Genomic DNA, 16,245 nt, shown 5'->3' with positions numbered 1-16,245 from the left:
TACATGATTTGTTTCGACAAAATACTGGCCCGGAATGGATAGAGGCCAGATCGCTTACATCCAATCGGATGAGTCGTTCATGTCTGAAATGGCTCACTTTCTCAACGGTATCAGCTAAGACCTGGAATCATATCCAAAATAAACTAAACAAATAGTTGTTAAACTATGTATTTAGTTATATATTCGGTTAGTAATGCAAAGAACATGGAAATAAAGGAACTAACTAAAGCTGAAGAGCAAATTATGCAGGTCTTGTGGGACCTTGGGAAAGGTTTTGTAAAGGATGTAATAGAGGAGCTCCCGGCACCCAAGCCAGCTTACAATACGGTATCGACGATTATTCGCATTTTAGAAACAAAGGGCTTTATAGATCATGAAGCATTTGGAAAGAGTCACCGTTATTTCCCGGTTATCAGCAGAGAGGATTACAGAAGTTTTGCGACGGGTAAATTGCTAAATAACTATTTCAGTAATTCAGTTGAGAATATGTTTTCCTTCTTCGTGAAAGAAAAGAAGATCGATTTGAAAGAGGCTGATGAGATTCTGAAACTAATCGAAAACCTTAAAAAAAGATAATATGAATGCTTTCGAGTACTTCGTTCAGGTGAACGGTTACCTGATCTTATTCTACGGCTTCTTTCATTTGCTTTTGAAGAACGAAACATTCTTTAATCTCAACCGTGCGTATCTGATGGGGGGGGCGGTATTATCCTTTCTGATACCGATACTGCATTCCGACTGGATTGACGCAATATTTGGCTCGCAGCCAGTTGCGGAAACGAAGGTGTTTATCAATGCGCTGCTGGTTCCGACGGTGATAGTGGAGGATGCAGATAATGCCTGGACACTTACTGATTTTATCGTTATTGTGTATCTGACCGTCGCTTTGTTGATGTCTTGCCGGTTTCTGTTCAAGCTATGTTATATCGTGCTGAAGCCTGTCTACGAAAAGAGTGCGGCCTACTCTTTCTTTAATAAGATATTCATTGCTGAGTCTCTGGCAGGCTATCCGGCTGTAATCAAACACGAGGAAACGCACGTAAGGCAATACCACTCTCTGGATGTAATCCTGCTGGAGATCCTGTCGATAGTATTATGGTATAATCCGGTGGTCTACCTTTATAAGCGATCTATAAAGCACATTCACGAATTTATTGCCGACGAGGCTGCATGTCGGGAGGAAAGGAAAGAAGATTATGCGATGCTGCTATTAAGCAGTACGCTAGGGGTTCCTGTAAATCAGCTTGTTAATCATTTTTTTAACCAATCACTCCTAAAAAGACGAATTATGATGCTCCACAAAAAGAAGTCTAACAGATCTGCGTTGTTGAAATACGGGCTGTCTGTGCCATTGTTTACTTGTATGCTGGTGTTTTCTTCCGCAGGAATTGACGCAAAGAGCAAAGAATTTATCAAAAAATCGGATGTTGCAGAGCCGGTCACTACGTTGAAGAAAATAGGGGAAGCTGGGGAAGCTTTCGACGTGGGTAGAGCGGTTCTGCAGCCTATGGTGAAGGCCTTAACTACAGACACGACCAGGAAAGAAGTGGTATACGATTTTTCTTCGATAGAAAAACTACCCGAATTCCCCGGAGGGATGACTGCTTTTTATAGATACATTGGCGTGAATTTTAAATATCCTGACGCCGCAAGGAGGGACAGCATATCCGGCAGGTTGATCATAAGCTTTGTTGTAGAAAAGGATGGTACCTTAACCGATTTCAAGGTCCTTCGGGATTTGGGAGCGGGAACCGGCGAAGAAGCGATTAGGGTGCTGAAGGCGTCGCCGAAATGGAATCCGGGGATGCAGAATGACAAACCGGTGCGCGTGCAGTATACATTGCCCATCGCCCTGAATTTAGACAATCAAATAGCGAAGGAGATCAAAGGTGAAATAGACTCTATATGGAAAGGGGGCAAAACCTTAAATGAAATAGCCGTAATGGGGTACGCGGAAACCAAGGTTGCAGTGCCGCTTTACGAAGTGGACGGGAAAGTAGTTGATCGGGCGGAAGCAGACGGGCTGCATCCTGACGATATTGAATCCCTTCAAGTTTTCAAAGGGACATCCGCTACTGCCATTTATGCCGATAAGGCAAAGAACGGGCTGGTGAGAATTACCACAAAAGCGGCCGGGAGGAAAAACGCCCAGTTTGCGAATAGGTTCAACGGGCTGGTTGTTGTCGATGGAAAATTACAAAACCAGGCGTTTAGCCTGAATTCCCTTGACCCCAATAAGATAAAGTCAATGAATGTGCTGAATGGCTCAGATGCTATCGCTAAATATGGAATGAGTGGAAAGGATGGTGTTCTGGTTATTGAGTTGAAATAAGGGTCTTAGGGCAGTCAAATGAATGAGCCGTAATTTCATACGCTTTGTTCCTGATATTATAATTTCGCAAAATTGCTTAAACTTGCTTCAGGTGATTAACCTGATAACTAGTCAATCGCCTGAAGCAAGATCTTATGAGTAATAAAGTAGTTCGAATAAAAGATATAGCGGAGCGAGCTGGTGTGTCAACCGGCACAGTTGACCGGGTTTTGCATGACAGGGGGCGCGTGTCTCAGGATGTAAAAGAGAAGGTTTTAAAGATTATCAAGGAAATGGATTACGAGCCGAACTATAGTGCCCGGGCTCTCGGATCCAATAAGATATATACCATAGCCGCCCTCGTGCCTAACCACTCTTCAGATTCTTACTGGAATCAGGCTATTCTGGGGATAGAGAAGGCGGAGAAGGAGCTGAAGCAATATGGCATCACCGTTATCAGATATAGTTTTAACCCTCATGAGGTGGTTTCCTTTGTCGAAAAGGCCAAGGAGTTAACATCGAAAGAACCTGATGGGATCATCCTTGCCCCGCTTTTTTATAAAGAGACGCTGCCTTTCTTTGATGAATGGAATACGCTCGGTATCCCCTTCATTATCTTCAATACGCAGATTTCCGAGTATAATCCGCTGAGTTATATCGGGCAGGATTCTTACCAGAGCGGACTGCTGGCAGGCAGATTGCTGAGCCAGCTTCATTCTGACCCCTGTACCTTTTTGATCGCGCATATTGATGAGGATATAGGAAACGCCACGCACCTGATGAAAAAGGAGCAGGGTTTTCGTAATTATTTCAGTCACAATAATCTCTCAGGTAAATATAAACTTCAGCGGGTAGAGCTTCAGCGGAAGGACTATGCTTTGTTTCAACGGCAGATGGATGACCTGATTGAAAATAATCCGGATCTGCAAGGAGTCTACGTAACTACTTCTAAAGGATATGCCATTGCTACCTATCTGGAGCAGCGTCATATTAAAGGGTTGAAGCTTATCTGTTATGATCTGGTACCAAAGAACATTCATTTCTTGAACAGGGGAATCATCAGCTTTCTTATAAATCAAAATCCGCGTGGACAGGGATACTGGAGCATTAACCATATGGCAGACTACCTGGTATTTAAAAAGCAGGTGCCTTTGATTAAGTATATGCCTCTGGATATAATTGCAAAAGAGAACCTGAATTATTTTATTCACGAAGAATAAAATATTTAGGGGAAGGTGTGTGCGGAAACACTTTTTTGAGTTTTATGCGCATTTATTGCGTGGAATATTCAGTTTGTGCGCACACACATCTTGATATAGTGAATATTATTGCCTAGGTTTGGGTAAAGAGTTGAGAATAGCAAAATATTATCATGTCAAGATTAAACTTATTAGAAGAAACGCGTTACGAGAAATTGCCGGTTACCGTATACCCTGATTCAGGGTCCGCGTCCCGCTCTGTGGCGAAAAGAATCGCTGATTTGATCAGACGAAAACAATCTAAAGGAGAAACTACTGTCTTAGGACTTGCTACCGGAGCAACGCCGGTTAAGGTCTATGCGGAACTGATCCGCCTTCACAAGGAGGAGGGTCTCAGCTTTGCTAACGTAGTGACATTTAATCTGGACGAATATTACCCTATGCAGCCGGATGCAGCTCAAAGCTATGTGCATTTTATGAAGGAGCAGTTGTTTAATCATATCGACATTGATATGAACAACGTGCATATTCCTAACGGTACACTGGCACAGGAAGAGATCCCGGCATTTTGTCTGGCCTATGAGCAGAAGATAAGTGCTTATGGCGGGCTGGATCTGCAAATTCTTGGTATCGGACGTACCGGGCACATCGGATTTAATGAACCAGGTTCTGCGCCCAACTCCGGAACGCGCCTGGTGACCCTGGACGACCTGACCCGTCGCGATGCCGCCCATGACTTTGGAGGCAAAGAAAAGGTGCCTACTAAGGCAATAACGATGGGTATCGGCACCATATTCAAGGCCAGAGAGATCGTTTTAATGGCCTGGAACAGGAAAAAAGCAGGAATTATAAAAAAGGCTGTGGAGGGTGAGATTTCTTCAGACGTCCCTGCGACATATCTGCAGTTGTCAGATCATGTGGAGTTTATTCTTGACGAGGAGGCTGCATCTGAACTAACTCGCTTCGATACGCCATGGGAGGTTAAGGACTGTGTCTGGACGGAAGCACTGGTCAAGAAAGCCGTTATCTGGTTAGCCAAAACGCTTAAAAAGCCGATTCTTAAACTTACCGAAGAGGATTATAATAATCACGGCATGGCCCAGCTCGCAACCGAGCGCGGACCGGTTTATAATATCAATATCCATATTTTCAACAAGATTCAGCACACCATTACGGGATGGCCGGGTGGCAAACCGAATGCGGATGACAGTCAGAGGCCCGAGCGTGCCCTTCCTGCTGTGAAGCGTGCGATTATTTTTTCGCCGCATCCTGATGATGATGTAATTTCTATGGGCGGAACGTTCATTCGTCTGGCTGATCAGGGGCATGATGTTCATGTGGCTTATCAAACTTCCGGTAATACGGCTGTTTGGGACGAGGATGTTCTTCGTTTTACGGAGTTTGCGATAGACTATGCCAGGGCAAGGGGAGAAGATACGACGGCTCAGGAGCAGTCTTATGAAGATATGCGTAAGTTCATTGAGATCAAACAGCCTAATCAGCCTGACACTTTGGAAATACGCAATATTAAAGGCCTGATCAGAAAAGGGGAGGCGATTGCGGGGGCGCGTTTTGCGGGTCTTCCTGATGAGAAGATTCATTTTATGGACCTTCCGTTTTACGACAGGCAGAAGACCACTAAGAAAGTATCGTATGAAGACGATATCCAGCAGACCATGGAGCTTCTTCGCGCGGTTAAACCTCAGCAGGTTTTTGCTGCGGGGGATTTCGCCGATCCTCACGGTACGCATAAGGTGTGTTTCGATATCATCCTGGAAGCATTGAAGCGGTTGAAAGATACAGAGGAGTGGGTGAATGACTGCTGGATGTGGCTTTATAGAGGTGCATGGCATGAGTTTGAAGTACATGAAATTGAAATGGCGGTTCCTTTATCTCCGCAGGAGGTTGAGCGCAAGAAGCTCGCTATCTTTAAGCACCAGTCGCAAAAGGATCTTCCGGTTTTTCCGGGTGATGATGCCAGAGAGTTCTGGGTGAGGGCAGAAGAGCGTAACCGCGAAACGGCCCTGGCTTATGATCAGCTGGGACTAGCAGAATATGAAGCAATGGAAGCTTTTATACGATATAAATTTTAGATCTTAGCAGCTATAGCCTTTAACTAAAAAATGGGAAAGCCAGTTACCTACTCTGAGCCGGTGAGACAGTCCGGCATTCCTCCAATAGCTATTATCGGAGCTTTGTTCTTCATTTTCGGGTTTGTTACCTGGTTGAACTCGGTACTTATTCCATACCTGAAGATAGCATGTGAGCTCAATAACTTTGAGTCATACCTGGTGACATTTGCCTTTTACATCTCTTATCTGGTGATGGCAATTCCATCTGCATGGGTTTTGAAAATCACTGGATTCAAGAAAGGGATGGCGTTAGGGCTTGGCATTATGGCTCTTGGGGCGCTGGTATTTATTCCGGCGGCTATGATCCGCATGTATGAGCTGTTCTTGCTGGGCTTATTCGTTCAGGGTACGGGTCTTGCTTTATTGCAGACTGCTTCTAATCCTTATATTACTATTCTGGGCCCTCCGGAGAGTGCGGCCAAGCGAATCAGTATTATGGGGATCTGTAATAAGGTGGCCGGTGCGATTGCTCCGATCGTGTTGGGCGCCGTTGCGTTGAAAGACGCGGATGCGCTGCAGATACGGATCAAGACCATGACGGCTATAGAGAAGGCTGCGGAGCTCGACATGCTCGCCGGGCGGGTGATTCTTCCCTACATCATTATTATGGTGGTACTGGTGATCTTAGGGGTGCTGGTAAGCAAATCCAGTCTTCCGGAGGTGGATACGGATGCTGAAGATGAAACCGTAGCTGCAGCTAATACCGGCAAGACGAGTATTGTCCAGTTTCCGCATCTGTTGTTAGGCGTACTTACCATTGTCTTCTATGTAGGTGTTGAAGTAATTGCCGGCGATACGATCATCAGCTATGGGGCTTCACAGGGCATTGCGTTATCTACTGCCAAGTACTTTACGACAATGACTTTGGTGGGTATGATTGTCGGCTATCTGGTGGGTATTGTTTGTATTCCAAAATACTTCTCTCAGGAAACGGCTATGAAAGTATTCGCTATGATGGGTTTGGCCTTTACGCTGGGTGCTATCTTTACCGAAGGGTTTGTATCTGTGATGTTCATTGCTTTGTTGGGTTTGGCTAATTCCCTGGTATGGCCTGCGATATGGCCTTTGGCATTGTCGGGCTTGGGTCGCTTTACCAAGATCGGATCTTCGCTCCTGGTAATGGGTATAGCCGGGGGAGCCATATTGCCGCTTGTTTACGGACACCTTGCCGACACCTGGGATCCACGTGAGGCGTATTGGATTGCTGTTCCATGTTACCTGTTTATCTGGTTTTATGCGGTGAAGGGTTATAACGTCGGAAAGAAAGTAAAGGCACACTTATAATTAGCTTATACAAGAGACATTTGAGGCAGTTCTGTAAAACAGGCTGCCTTCTTTTTTGAGGTATTTTGTGTGTACTTCGTTGGTGTCGACGTTAGGCGGATTCACTTAAAATATATACTTTTAGGCAGTAAATCACGATATGAACCTTCTACGCTTGTTCCTTTTCCTGCCGGTCTTTTTGTTTGCCGGTATTACTTACGCGGGTAAAATAGATACGGTAAGTACCAGAAGCGCTGCTATGAATAAGACCATAAAGGCAGTTGTTATTACTCCCGATTCTTACTCTGATAAAAATTCCTATCCGGTATTTTACCTTCTTCATGGATTTGGCGGAAATTACAGGGATTGGGCAACGAAAGCTCCTCAGCTTGCACAGGCAGCCGACCGGTACGGGATGATTATAGTATGTCCGGATGGTGGAATCGGAAGCTGGTATCTGGATAGTCCCGTAGATCCTGCCTGGAAATACGAGACGTATCTGTCAAAAGAGCTGGTAGCATGGGTGGATAAGAATTACCGGACGGTGGCCTCACGCTCCGGACGGGCCATCGCAGGCTTAAGTATGGGAGGACATGGCGCGCTGTATCTGGCATTCAGAAATCAGGACGTATATGGTGCGGCCGGGAGTTTGAGTGGCGGGGTCGACATTCGTCCGTTTCCTCAGAACTGGCAGCTTTCTCAGCGGTTGGGGACCTACGCAAGCTCTCCGATAAACTGGGAGAAGCACACTGTTGTAAATTTGCTGCATCTGCTTACACCTCATTCTTTATCGTTAATAATAGACTGCGGCACAGGTGATTTCTTTTATGATGTGAATGAGAAGCTGCATGCGTTGTTGCTGGAGCGCAACATTCCTCACGATTATATCACCCGGGCAGGCGTACACAATTGGGATTACTGGGTAAACTCTATTGACTTTCAGTTGTTGTTCATGGACAAGTTCTTTAAAAAATCTATAAACAACAATTGATATTGGAAAGACCAGATTCTTTGCCCCCCACCAGCCGTCTGATTTGGGTAGAGCGCCTTGCGCGGCTCCTCGATAATCAGTTTAGACTTCCAGGAACTAACTTTAGATTTGGCCTTGATCCCATTCTTAATCTGGTGCCTGTGCTCGGAGACATTTCGGGTCTTTTGCTTTCCTCGGTGATTTTGGCTACCATGCTGAAACACGGTGTAAGCCGAAAGTTAGCTATTCTTATGGCGCTGAATATTATCATCGACACAGTAATAGGAGCTATTCCTTTACTTGGAAATATATTTGATTTCTATTATAAATCGAATGCACGCAATATACGGCTTCTTAGGGAGCATTATGAGGAAGGGAAGCATCAGGGAAGCGGTTGGGGTCTTATCGTTTGTATCTTTTTGGTCCTATTTGCGGTGCTGGCCGGGCTGGTATATCTCTTCGTTAAAATCGCTGAGTGGGTTATTAGTTATTTCTAGATTCCCATCTGATTCCCACTATCGTAACAAATGAAATAGATGTTTGGACGCATATTAATAATCCATGCAGACTCCCCATATTTATTTTATTTTTAGCCTTAATGAAGCGTATATTGATATTTGATGATGATGCAGACATTCTGGATATTCTGATATATCTGTTGGAGGAAAATGGTTGGGTTGTGCATACGCGACGCGATTGCAGCGATTTGCTGGCGACGGTTGAGCGATGTGAACCGGATATTATCCTAATGGATAACTGGATCCCGGAAGAGGGTGGGATTGTTGCTACACAGCTTTTGAAGAGCAATGAACGGTACAAGGATATACCAGTCATTTACTTTTCGGCCAATAACAACATTAAGGCCTTAGCGGAAGAAGCTGGCGCGGATTCCTGGCTTGCAAAGCCTTTCGATCTAAACGATCTGGAGGCGATGCTTAATACTTATAAACAAAAAGCCTCTGATTAATCAGAGGCTTTTTGTTTATAAGTATGGTTGTTATATTAGTTGAATTCTGTTATTTTATCAATTCAAACACTACTCGCATCTGATAATTTAGCTTTATTTGCTTGAAGTCTATTTCTGGAGAAAATGCCTCGTCGGATGCTTTGGCCATCATCATGCTCGTGCGGTAAATAGGTTGAGGGTAAGACTCGTTATTTATCTCTTGTATTTCCAATGGTTCGCCCACTCTGTTGTTGAGTGCTGCTGCCATAAAATCTGCTTTCTCTTTCGCTGCCTTAAGCGCTTTGATCTTCAGCTCTTTTTTTAATGGCTCAATCTTGGAGTAATCGTAACTTTCGACATTAGTGTATTGAATAGCTTTTGCGTCTATGGCATCCATCAGCTTGTTATAGCTATTCAGATTAGTAACTTTCAACCTGTATTGTTTAGCAACCAGGAAATCAGGGTTCTTTTTCTTTTCCCATTGATAGTTGTATCCTGAGATGTTGTTAATGGTGAGGTTCTCCTTGGGGATACCGGCTGCCTGAACAGCATTGTAAAGCTGTGTTTCAATCGTGTTTATTTCTACTTTCTTCTTGTTGTTATTGTCTCTGAAGTATTCCTTCAGGGAGATGCTGAGATAGATGATATCGGGAGTGACTTCCATTTCGGAAGAGCCGCTGACTTCAATCTTACGCCTGGTATCTACAGTTTGTGAAAAGAGTTGTGTCGTGAAGATGCTAAATATAGCAAGGATGATAAACTGCTTCATGTGTGTTTTGTATTTGTGTGTTTAACTTAATAAAGGGATGATTGTTTGTTGCATATTCCACAAACGATCATCCCTTTTAATTAAGCTACAGTTAAAAGCTTAGCTGATTATTCCTCAATTATCTCATTATGAGGATATATATTTTCTTGCTTCTCTTCTTTGAAATAGGCTTTCTGAAAGATAAGTATCGAAATGACACCAATCGAGATGGCGGCATCTGCGATGTTGAAGACCGGTCTGAAGAAGATGAAGTTTTCTCCTGACCATATTGGCGACCACTGTGGAATGGTGCCTTGAATTATCGGGAAATAAAACATATCAACCACTTTTCCGTGGAAAAGGCTGGAATAGCCTCCTTCAACAGGGAAAAGCCTTGCAGGTTGAAAATAGGTGCTTTCACTGAAAATTATTCCGTAAAAGGTAGAATCAATGATATTTCCCATCGCACCTGCGAAGATCAGGGCGACGTTGAGTATCAGCCCCCTATGGTACTTGTGTTTTACGAGATGAACTACGCCATATCCGATAGCGCAAACCGCTACGATCCGGAAGAGTGTAAGGGCTAGTTTTCCGGCCTCTCCACCAAATTCCATACCGAAGGCCATGCCATTATTTTCGGTAAAATGGATAATGAACCAGTCGCCCAGGATATGGAATTCCTGTCCGAGGCTCATGTTCAATTTAATCCAGAACTTAAGGACCTGGTCAGCTATTAAGATTAAGAAGATAGCCAGAAAAGGCTTAAAATAAGCTTTCATTAATTCTGTCTCATTTTTGCTTCCATGCTCAATGTTGCATGAGGTACTGCGCGAAGGCGTTCTTTAGGAATCAGTTTGCCTGTTTCACGGCAAACCCCATAAGTCTTGTTCTCGATTCTTACCAACGCTGCTTCGAGGTTTTCGATAAACTTTTTTTGGCGTGCCGCAAGTTGATTGATCTGCTCTTTTTCAAGCGTTGCAGATCCGTCTTCGAGTGTTTTATACGTTCCGGCAGTATCATCAGTGCCGTTCAAATTAGGATTGCTCAACGACTGCGTTAAAGATGCAAGCTCTTCTTTCGCAACGCGCAGTTTTTCTAATATGATTTCTTTAAATTCCTTTAATTCGGAGTCTGAGTAGCGGGTTTTTAGGTTGTTTTCCATCTTTTATGCCTTTGTAATCAAAATCGTTAATTCCTGTTCGTCTATTTGCACTTTGTCGCCGTTTGCCAGATCAGGTACTATTTCAAAAGAGTCGGCGAGAATTTCGGCCTTAATATAGGATAAATTATTTATTATAGCTTCAGATACCGTGGCGGGGCATACTGCCTCGACCTGTATTTTATCTGTTACTTCCAGTCCCTGCTCTTTTCGCAGGTTCTGAATCCTGTTAATGACTTCTCTTGAGATTCCTTCTTGTTTCAGTTCAGTTGTTATCGTAACATCTAATGCTACTGTTAGTTTTCCGAGATTTGTAACTTGCCATCCGGGAACGTCTTCTGCGATGATTTCTGCATCTTCAGGGTAGATGTCCACAGTCAGGTTGTCTTTTGAGAAGGTAGCCACCCCGTTCTCTTCAAACAATGCAAGCTCTGAAGGAGTCCATGAGTTGATGTAAGCTGCCACATCCTTCATAGACTTGCCCGCCTTAGGGCCCAGCGACTTGAAGTTTGGTTTAACCTTCTTTTTGATGATGCCAGCGGTATCGCTGATATACTCGATCGTCTTGATGTTTGTCTCTGAAAGGATCAGCTCTTTTACCTGTTCAACCTGTTGCTGAAAATGGTTGTCGAGCACCGGCAAAAGAATTTTATTAAGAGGCTGACGTACATTTATTCCTATTTTCTTTCTCAGTGAAAGGATCATGGAAGAGATGTTCTGAGCCAGAGACATGCGCTCTTCAAGGCCGGTATCTACGAGTGTTCTATTGTAAGTAGGAAAGTCTGTCAGATGAATAGATTCCGATGGCTCTTTTCCGGTTATGGTGTTCAGGTCGAGGAACAGTCTTTCACTAAAGAACGGCGCAATAGGCGACATGAGTTTGGCAATGGTGTTCAGACAGGTGTAGAGTGTTTGATAGGCGGAGATCTTGTCTTCGGTATATTCACCTTTCCAGAAACGGCGGCGGCACAGTCTCACATACCAGTTGCTCAGGTGCTCGTCGACAAACTCCTGAATAACGCGTGCTGCACGGGTAGGTTCGAAGTCGTCATAGAAGCCGTCGACATCGTTTACGAGCGTATTTAACCTGGATATGATCCATCTGTCGATCTCTGGACGTGATGCTGATGAGATCTCTGGTTCTGCATATGTAAACTTGTCTATGTTGGCATACAGGGCGAAGAAAGCGTAAGTGTTATAAAGTGTTCCGAAAAATTTACGGCGCACTTCGTCGAGACCTTCTTCATTAAACTTGAGGTTATCCCATGGAGATGCGTTGCTAATCATATACCAGCGGGTGGCATCGGCACTGTATTTTTCGATCGTTTCGAATGGATCTACTGCGTTGCCCAGACGCTTGGACATCTTATTGCCGTTTTTGTCGAGTACCAGTCCGTTTGATACTACGTTCTTAAACGCCACGGAGTCGTTAAGCATGACGGAAATGGCGTGTAACGTGAAGAACCAGCCACGCGTCTGGTCTACTCCTTCGGCGATAAAATCGGCCGGGTAGGCTTTTTCAAACAGATCCTTGTTTTCGAAAGGATAGTGCCATTGTGCGAATGGCATGGCGCCTGAATCAAACCATACGTCGATCAGATCGGGCTCTCTGTACATTTTCTGGCCGGTAGGTGAAACGAGAATGATGTCGTCTACATACGGGCGATGGAGATCGAATGTGCCCTGAGCATACGTGCTTTCCAGCACAGAAAGCTTTGCTGTTTCTTCTGCTGTCAGCGTGCCTGACAATAAAGCCTCGGCGATTTTAGCCTTCAGCTCTTCAACTGAGCCGATGCAAAGTTCTTCCGTTCCGTCCTCAGTACGCCAGATAGGAAGAGGAGTTCCCCAGTATCTGGAGCGGGAGAGGTTCCAGTCGACGAGGTTTTCCAGCCAGTTGCCGAACCTCCCGGTTCCGGTAGCTTCCGGCTTCCAGTTGATTTCTTTGTTAAGCTCAACCATTCGTTCTTTAACGGCGGTGGTTTTGATAAACCAGCTGTCAAGCGGATAGTATAATACAGGCTTGTCAGTTCTCCAGCAATGCGGATAGCTGTGCTCGTATTTTTTAACATCGAACGCTTTATTTTCTTCTTTAAGCTGTATGGCTATTAGTACATCGGTAGGTCTGAAACCTGGTTGATTTCTGATTTCGTCGGCATAAAACTCTTCTTTTACATATTTTCCGGCGAAGTCTGTTACCTGATCAACGAATCTGCCCTGCTTGTCGACCAGTGGCAACTCGTTACCGCGTTCGTCGGTGATCATGACAGAGGGGATATTGTTTTCCCTTGCAACACGGAAGTCATCCGCACCAAATACAGCTGCTATGTGTACAATACCTGCTCCATCTTCGGTGGTTACGTAATCGGCCGGGACTACCCGGAAGGCTTCTTTCTCAAGCTTTTCGCTCGTTACATAAGGCATAAGCTGGTGATAGCGTAGGCCGATCAGGTCTTCCCCTCTGAACTCAGCGGCAATCTCCCAGGGAATAAGTTTGTCGCCGCCTTTATAGTCTTGAAAAGAAGCATTCCGACCCTCTGCTTTGAAATGTTTGGAGACAAGATCTTTCGCGAGGATTACACTTACAGGTGCGTAGGTGTACTGGTTGAATGTTCTTATTTTCACGTAAGTGATATTCTTCCCTACGGCAAGTGCAGAGTTAGACGGGAGTGTCCATGGAGTAGTTGTCCAGGCCAGCATCACGGTGTCTTCGGCTTCGTTCTGAAAAAGGATGGACATTAAGGGATGAACCTGGTCTTTCCTTAGACGAAACTGTGCAACGATAGACGTATCCTTCACATTACGGTACGTGCCGGGCATATTCAGCTCATGGGAACTAAGTCCGGTTCCTGCAGCAGGAGAAAAGGGCTGAACCGTATATCCTTTATATAGTAATTTTTTGTTATACAGCTCTTTCAGGATCCACCAAAGAGACTCAATGTAATTGTTTTCGTAAGTGACGTAAGGGGCGTCGAGGTCGACCCAGTAGCCCATCTTTTCGGTTAGGTCGTTCCAAGCATCGGTATAGCGCATGACCTCACTGCGGCAGGCAGCATTGTACTCTTCCACGGTGATTTTCTTCCCTATATCTTCTTTGGTGATCCCGAGGGTCTTTTCGACAGCAAGCTCAATGGGAAGACCGTGAGTGTCCCATCCGCCCTTGCGTTCCACGCGGAACCCCTTGAGTGTTTTATACCGGCAGAAGATATCTTTAATGCTGCGTCCCATTACGTGATGGATCCCTGGCATACCATTGGCAGAGGGAGGCCCTTCGTAGAACGTATATGGTTTGGAAGCCGGTCTGTTCGAAATACTCTTCTCGAAAATCTGATTGTTTTTCCAGTATTCGAGTATGTCTTTTCCTGTAGCAGATAAATTTAGTTGTTTATATTCTTTGTACATCAGCGCTTTAACCCAAATTTTGAGGTGCAAAGTTAAGAAAATACGGGGCAATAATTAAATTAAGCCGGAAAAAGCGGTATTAAGAGCCAGAGCGGTGCATGTTTTTACGACGGGTTGTCGCATATGGGTTGCCGGGTCGTGACGAGTTTGCTTGTGGCACGTGCTTTGCGTAGTTTTGGTTATGAATAAGTTTATGAAACGGGGTTTGATTCTGGTAGCGGTTGGAGTCGGCCTAAACCTTCTTGGGTACTCGATCAAACGGAACGCGTTTGAAGACTACGGATGGGCTATGATCCTCGGAACACTGTCGTTTGGGATTGGTTTTGTGTCCATTTTCTATTCATTTGTACGAAAGGTTGAATATAAGGGCATTATCGAAGAGCGTGCTGTAGAGGCAGAGAAAAAGGAACAAAGAGAAAATGACTTGAATGAAAGCGATAATTCAGCGAGTGTACCGGCACAGCCATAATAGTTCTTTCCTAAGGGCCTTAGGATACTCTGCTGCCTGATATGTTGCATAAGACAAGGGGCATCGTCTTCAAGACGACCGATTATTCGGAGAGCAGTGTTGTTGTTCAGATTTTTACAGAGAAATTTGGGTTGCAATCATATCTGGTGAACGGCGCGCGAAAACCCCGCGCGAAGATTCGTATGAACATGATTCAGCCTTTGCATTTGCTGGATATGGTGGTTTATCATAAGCCGGACGGAGGTATTCAGCGCATATCAGAAATTCGTAATCTACCGCTGTTTGAGTCGCTGCCTTATGATCTGACGAAGAGTAGTTTGGCGCTTTTCTTAAATGAGGTGCTCTATAAGGTTGTGAAGCAGCACCATGATGACCAGCCATTGTTTGAATTTATGTTTCATAGTATAGCGCTGCTGGATCGCATGGAGGCGGGGCTCAATAACTTTCACCTTTGGTTTCTGCTTCATCTTAGCAGGTATCTGGGATTTTATCCGGAAAGAACTAATGAGCGTATGTCGGCCTATTTTGACCTGAGAAACGGTGTCTTCACTAACGTGCCCCCTGGACACGTGCATTTCCTGCATGGCAGCCTGACAAAGAAATTTGCTGAAATACTGGATACCAACATTAATGCATTACATATTTTGCAAATAAGCAATATAGAAAGACGTGAGTTGTTGACCCGGATTCTTGATTATTACAGGCTCCACGTCGACAATTTCTCAGAAGTGCGCTCTCATAAAATTATCGAGGAGGTTCTTAGTCCTTAAATCCGGCTACCCGCTCAATGACGTTTTCAAGTTCATTAAGATCAAAGGGCTTTTCGAGGTAAGTATCTGCACCTGCCTTATTGGCGAGCGACTGGATATCGTTGTTTGCGGAGAAGTAGACAACAGGAATATCTTTCAGGTCGGTCTCTGCTTTGATCGCCTGCGTCGCTACCACACCTCCTGAATCCGGAATCCAGTTGTCCATTAGTATTACGTTAGGATTGAAAGCCCTCACAGTGTTTACAATGTCGTTGCAATGTGGGGAAGTTTTAACATCCCAGCCTAGCTCCTGAAGTATGTAAGTGCAAATTGACAGTATATCGGTATCGTCGTCAAATATTAGTATCCGTTTAGACATTCCAGTTCCCTTAGTTAAAGTCGCGTAACACGATTTCTTTAGACGATTATAACCAAACTAATGGGGTAATGTTTTGAAAAAAATTCCTTTTTGTAAAAACGGTGATACCTATTTTTTGAAACGTTCTGATTATCAGCGTCTGATGTTTTTTTCTCATTGCTTTAATGTTAAAAAATGTGAAAATATTTGTGCTGGGTAAGATTTAAATGTATCTTTGACACATAAAGTTTTAGAAAAATTCTTTTTAAAGATTTCTTTTAAGATTTAGGTTTATAATTGGTTAGTTTGAGCTCCTGCCCATCAGGAGCTTATTTTTTGTTCAAATTTTTAGATTAGTCTATCCTTAGCGACCAGTTCTTTTCAAAACCGACTACCTGGGTTCACGGCATGTTTTTTCAGAATAAGAAACCGAAGTGAGAACTTTATTTTAACATGTGTTCAACGCTATTTCTCGCATTTGTACAGCATAACGAGAGGGATTTTTTATATGCTGAGCTTGACAAAGGATCGCTGAAAAGGTA

15 protein-coding genes are annotated in these 16,245 nt (G+C 44.2%); 10 read left to right on the top strand and 5 right to left on the bottom strand.

Annotated features, from left to right (window positions below; translation table 11 throughout):
* Positions 1 to 204 precede the first annotated feature (204 nt).
* From ACKI5J_RS03150 to ACKI5J_RS03115, 8 genes are all read left to right on the top strand, one after another.
* Positions 205 to 576: a BlaI/MecI/CopY family transcriptional regulator gene (locus ACKI5J_RS03150; protein ID WP_407426689.1), complete on the top strand. Its 372-nt coding sequence runs from the start codon at positions 205 to 207 to the stop codon at positions 574 to 576.
* A 1-nt stretch (position 577) separates the two neighbouring features.
* Entirely contained in the window at positions 578 to 2,332 is a 1,755-nt protein-coding gene (locus ACKI5J_RS03145) for an energy transducer TonB (protein WP_407426423.1), read from the top strand.
* A gap of 134 nt (positions 2,333 to 2,466) precedes the next feature.
* Entirely contained in the window at positions 2,467 to 3,531 is a 1,065-nt protein-coding gene (locus ACKI5J_RS03140; protein WP_407426421.1) for a LacI family DNA-binding transcriptional regulator, read from the top strand.
* Positions 3,532 to 3,683: 152 nt separating this feature from the next.
* Positions 3,684 to 5,603, top strand: a complete 1,920-nt coding sequence (gene nagB, locus ACKI5J_RS03135; RefSeq protein WP_407426419.1) for a glucosamine-6-phosphate deaminase — start codon at positions 3,684 to 3,686, stop codon at positions 5,601 to 5,603.
* A 30-nt stretch (positions 5,604 to 5,633) separates the two neighbouring features.
* Positions 5,634 to 6,926 carry a sugar MFS transporter gene (locus ACKI5J_RS03130; protein ID WP_407426417.1) on the top strand — a complete coding sequence of 431 codons (1,293 nt, stop codon included), beginning with the start codon at positions 5,634 to 5,636 and terminating at the stop codon, positions 6,924 to 6,926.
* Positions 6,927 to 7,065: 139 nt separating this feature from the next.
* Positions 7,066 to 7,896: an alpha/beta hydrolase gene (locus ACKI5J_RS03125; RefSeq protein ID WP_407426415.1), complete on the top strand. Its 831-nt coding sequence runs from the start codon at positions 7,066 to 7,068 to the stop codon at positions 7,894 to 7,896.
* Between the two features lie 2 nt (positions 7,897 to 7,898).
* A complete protein-coding gene (locus ACKI5J_RS03120; RefSeq protein ID WP_407426413.1) occupies positions 7,899 to 8,372 on the top strand; it encodes a DUF4112 domain-containing protein in 474 nt (157 codons plus the stop codon).
* Positions 8,373 to 8,473: 101 nt separating this feature from the next.
* On the top strand, positions 8,474 to 8,842 hold the full coding sequence (locus ACKI5J_RS03115; RefSeq protein WP_407426411.1) for a response regulator: 369 nt from the start codon (positions 8,474 to 8,476) through the stop codon (positions 8,840 to 8,842).
* A 49-nt stretch (positions 8,843 to 8,891) separates the two neighbouring features.
* On the opposite strand, the gene ACKI5J_RS03110 is transcribed toward ACKI5J_RS03115, so the two are convergent.
* The 4 genes from ACKI5J_RS03110 to ileS all read right to left on the bottom strand — a co-directional run bounded on the left by ACKI5J_RS03110 (position 8,892) and on the right by ileS (position 14,127).
* Positions 8,892 to 9,590, bottom strand: coding sequence for an SIMPL domain-containing protein (locus ACKI5J_RS03110; RefSeq protein WP_407426409.1), 699 nt, complete (start codon positions 9,588 to 9,590; stop codon positions 8,892 to 8,894).
* Positions 9,591 to 9,697: 107 nt separating this feature from the next.
* Positions 9,698 to 10,348 carry a lipoprotein signal peptidase gene (locus ACKI5J_RS03105; protein ID WP_407426407.1) on the bottom strand — a complete coding sequence of 217 codons (651 nt, stop codon included), beginning with the start codon at positions 10,346 to 10,348 and terminating at the stop codon, positions 9,698 to 9,700.
* Positions 10,348 to 10,731, bottom strand: coding sequence for a TraR/DksA family transcriptional regulator (locus ACKI5J_RS03100; protein WP_407426405.1), 384 nt, complete (start codon positions 10,729 to 10,731; stop codon positions 10,348 to 10,350). The genes ACKI5J_RS03105 and ACKI5J_RS03100 overlap by 1 nt, the downstream gene beginning before the upstream one ends.
* Before the next feature lie 3 nt (positions 10,732 to 10,734).
* Positions 10,735 to 14,127: an isoleucine--tRNA ligase gene (ileS, locus tag ACKI5J_RS03095; RefSeq protein WP_407426403.1), complete on the bottom strand. Its 3,393-nt coding sequence runs from the start codon at positions 14,125 to 14,127 to the stop codon at positions 10,735 to 10,737.
* A 193-nt stretch (positions 14,128 to 14,320) separates the two neighbouring features.
* On the opposite strand from ileS, the gene ACKI5J_RS03090 reads away from it, so the two are divergent.
* Positions 14,321 to 14,596 (top strand): signal peptidase, encoded by a 276-nt coding sequence (locus ACKI5J_RS03090; protein ID WP_407426401.1) that lies wholly within the window; start codon positions 14,321 to 14,323, stop codon positions 14,594 to 14,596.
* Positions 14,597 to 14,637: 41 nt separating this feature from the next.
* Positions 14,638 to 15,366, top strand: a complete 729-nt coding sequence (gene recO, locus ACKI5J_RS03085; protein WP_407426399.1) for a DNA repair protein RecO — start codon at positions 14,638 to 14,640, stop codon at positions 15,364 to 15,366.
* Here recO and ACKI5J_RS03080 read toward each other — a convergent pair.
* Positions 15,356 to 15,724 (bottom strand): response regulator, encoded by a 369-nt coding sequence (locus tag ACKI5J_RS03080; RefSeq protein ID WP_407426397.1) that lies wholly within the window; start codon positions 15,722 to 15,724, stop codon positions 15,356 to 15,358. The two genes, recO and ACKI5J_RS03080, sit on opposite strands and share 11 nt — an antisense overlap.
* Between the last annotated feature and the right edge of the window lie 521 nt (positions 15,725 to 16,245).

Source organism: Arcticibacter sp., assembly GCF_045629565.1.
Lineage (GTDB): Bacteria > Bacteroidota > Bacteroidia > Sphingobacteriales > Sphingobacteriaceae > Arcticibacter.
The sequence above is the reverse complement of the archived record's forward strand: the minus strand, read 5'-3'. Positions and strand labels throughout refer to the sequence as shown.

Excerpts from the sequence above, each read along its gene's own strand:
- ACKI5J_RS03150 (WP_407426689.1), top strand. The coding sequence starts at position 205 with ATGGAAATAAAGGAACTAACTAAAGCTGAAGAGCAAATTATGCAGGTC.
- ACKI5J_RS03145 (WP_407426423.1), top strand. The coding sequence starts at position 578 with ATGAATGCTTTCGAGTACTTCGTTCAGGTGAACGGTTACCTGATCTTA.
- ACKI5J_RS03140 (WP_407426421.1), top strand. The coding sequence starts at position 2,467 with ATGAGTAATAAAGTAGTTCGAATAAAAGATATAGCGGAGCGAGCTGGT.
- nagB (WP_407426419.1), top strand. The coding sequence starts at position 3,684 with ATGTCAAGATTAAACTTATTAGAAGAAACGCGTTACGAGAAATTGCCG.
- ACKI5J_RS03130 (WP_407426417.1), top strand. The coding sequence starts at position 5,634 with ATGGGAAAGCCAGTTACCTACTCTGAGCCGGTGAGACAGTCCGGCATT.
- ACKI5J_RS03125 (WP_407426415.1), top strand. The coding sequence starts at position 7,066 with ATGAACCTTCTACGCTTGTTCCTTTTCCTGCCGGTCTTTTTGTTTGCC.
- ACKI5J_RS03115 (WP_407426411.1), top strand. The coding sequence starts at position 8,474 with ATGAAGCGTATATTGATATTTGATGATGATGCAGACATTCTGGATATT.
- ACKI5J_RS03110 (WP_407426409.1), bottom strand. The coding sequence starts at position 9,590 with ATGAAGCAGTTTATCATCCTTGCTATATTTAGCATCTTCACGACACAA.
- ACKI5J_RS03105 (WP_407426407.1), bottom strand. The coding sequence starts at position 10,348 with ATGAAAGCTTATTTTAAGCCTTTTCTGGCTATCTTCTTAATCTTAATA.
- ACKI5J_RS03100 (WP_407426405.1), bottom strand. The coding sequence starts at position 10,731 with ATGGAAAACAACCTAAAAACCCGCTACTCAGACTCCGAATTAAAGGAA.
- ileS (WP_407426403.1), bottom strand. The coding sequence starts at position 14,127 with ATGTACAAAGAATATAAACAACTAAATTTATCTGCTACAGGAAAAGAC.
- ACKI5J_RS03090 (WP_407426401.1), top strand. The coding sequence starts at position 14,321 with ATGAAACGGGGTTTGATTCTGGTAGCGGTTGGAGTCGGCCTAAACCTT.
- recO (WP_407426399.1), top strand. The coding sequence starts at position 14,638 with ATGTTGCATAAGACAAGGGGCATCGTCTTCAAGACGACCGATTATTCG.
- ACKI5J_RS03080 (WP_407426397.1), bottom strand. The coding sequence starts at position 15,724 with ATGTCTAAACGGATACTAATATTTGACGACGATACCGATATACTGTCA.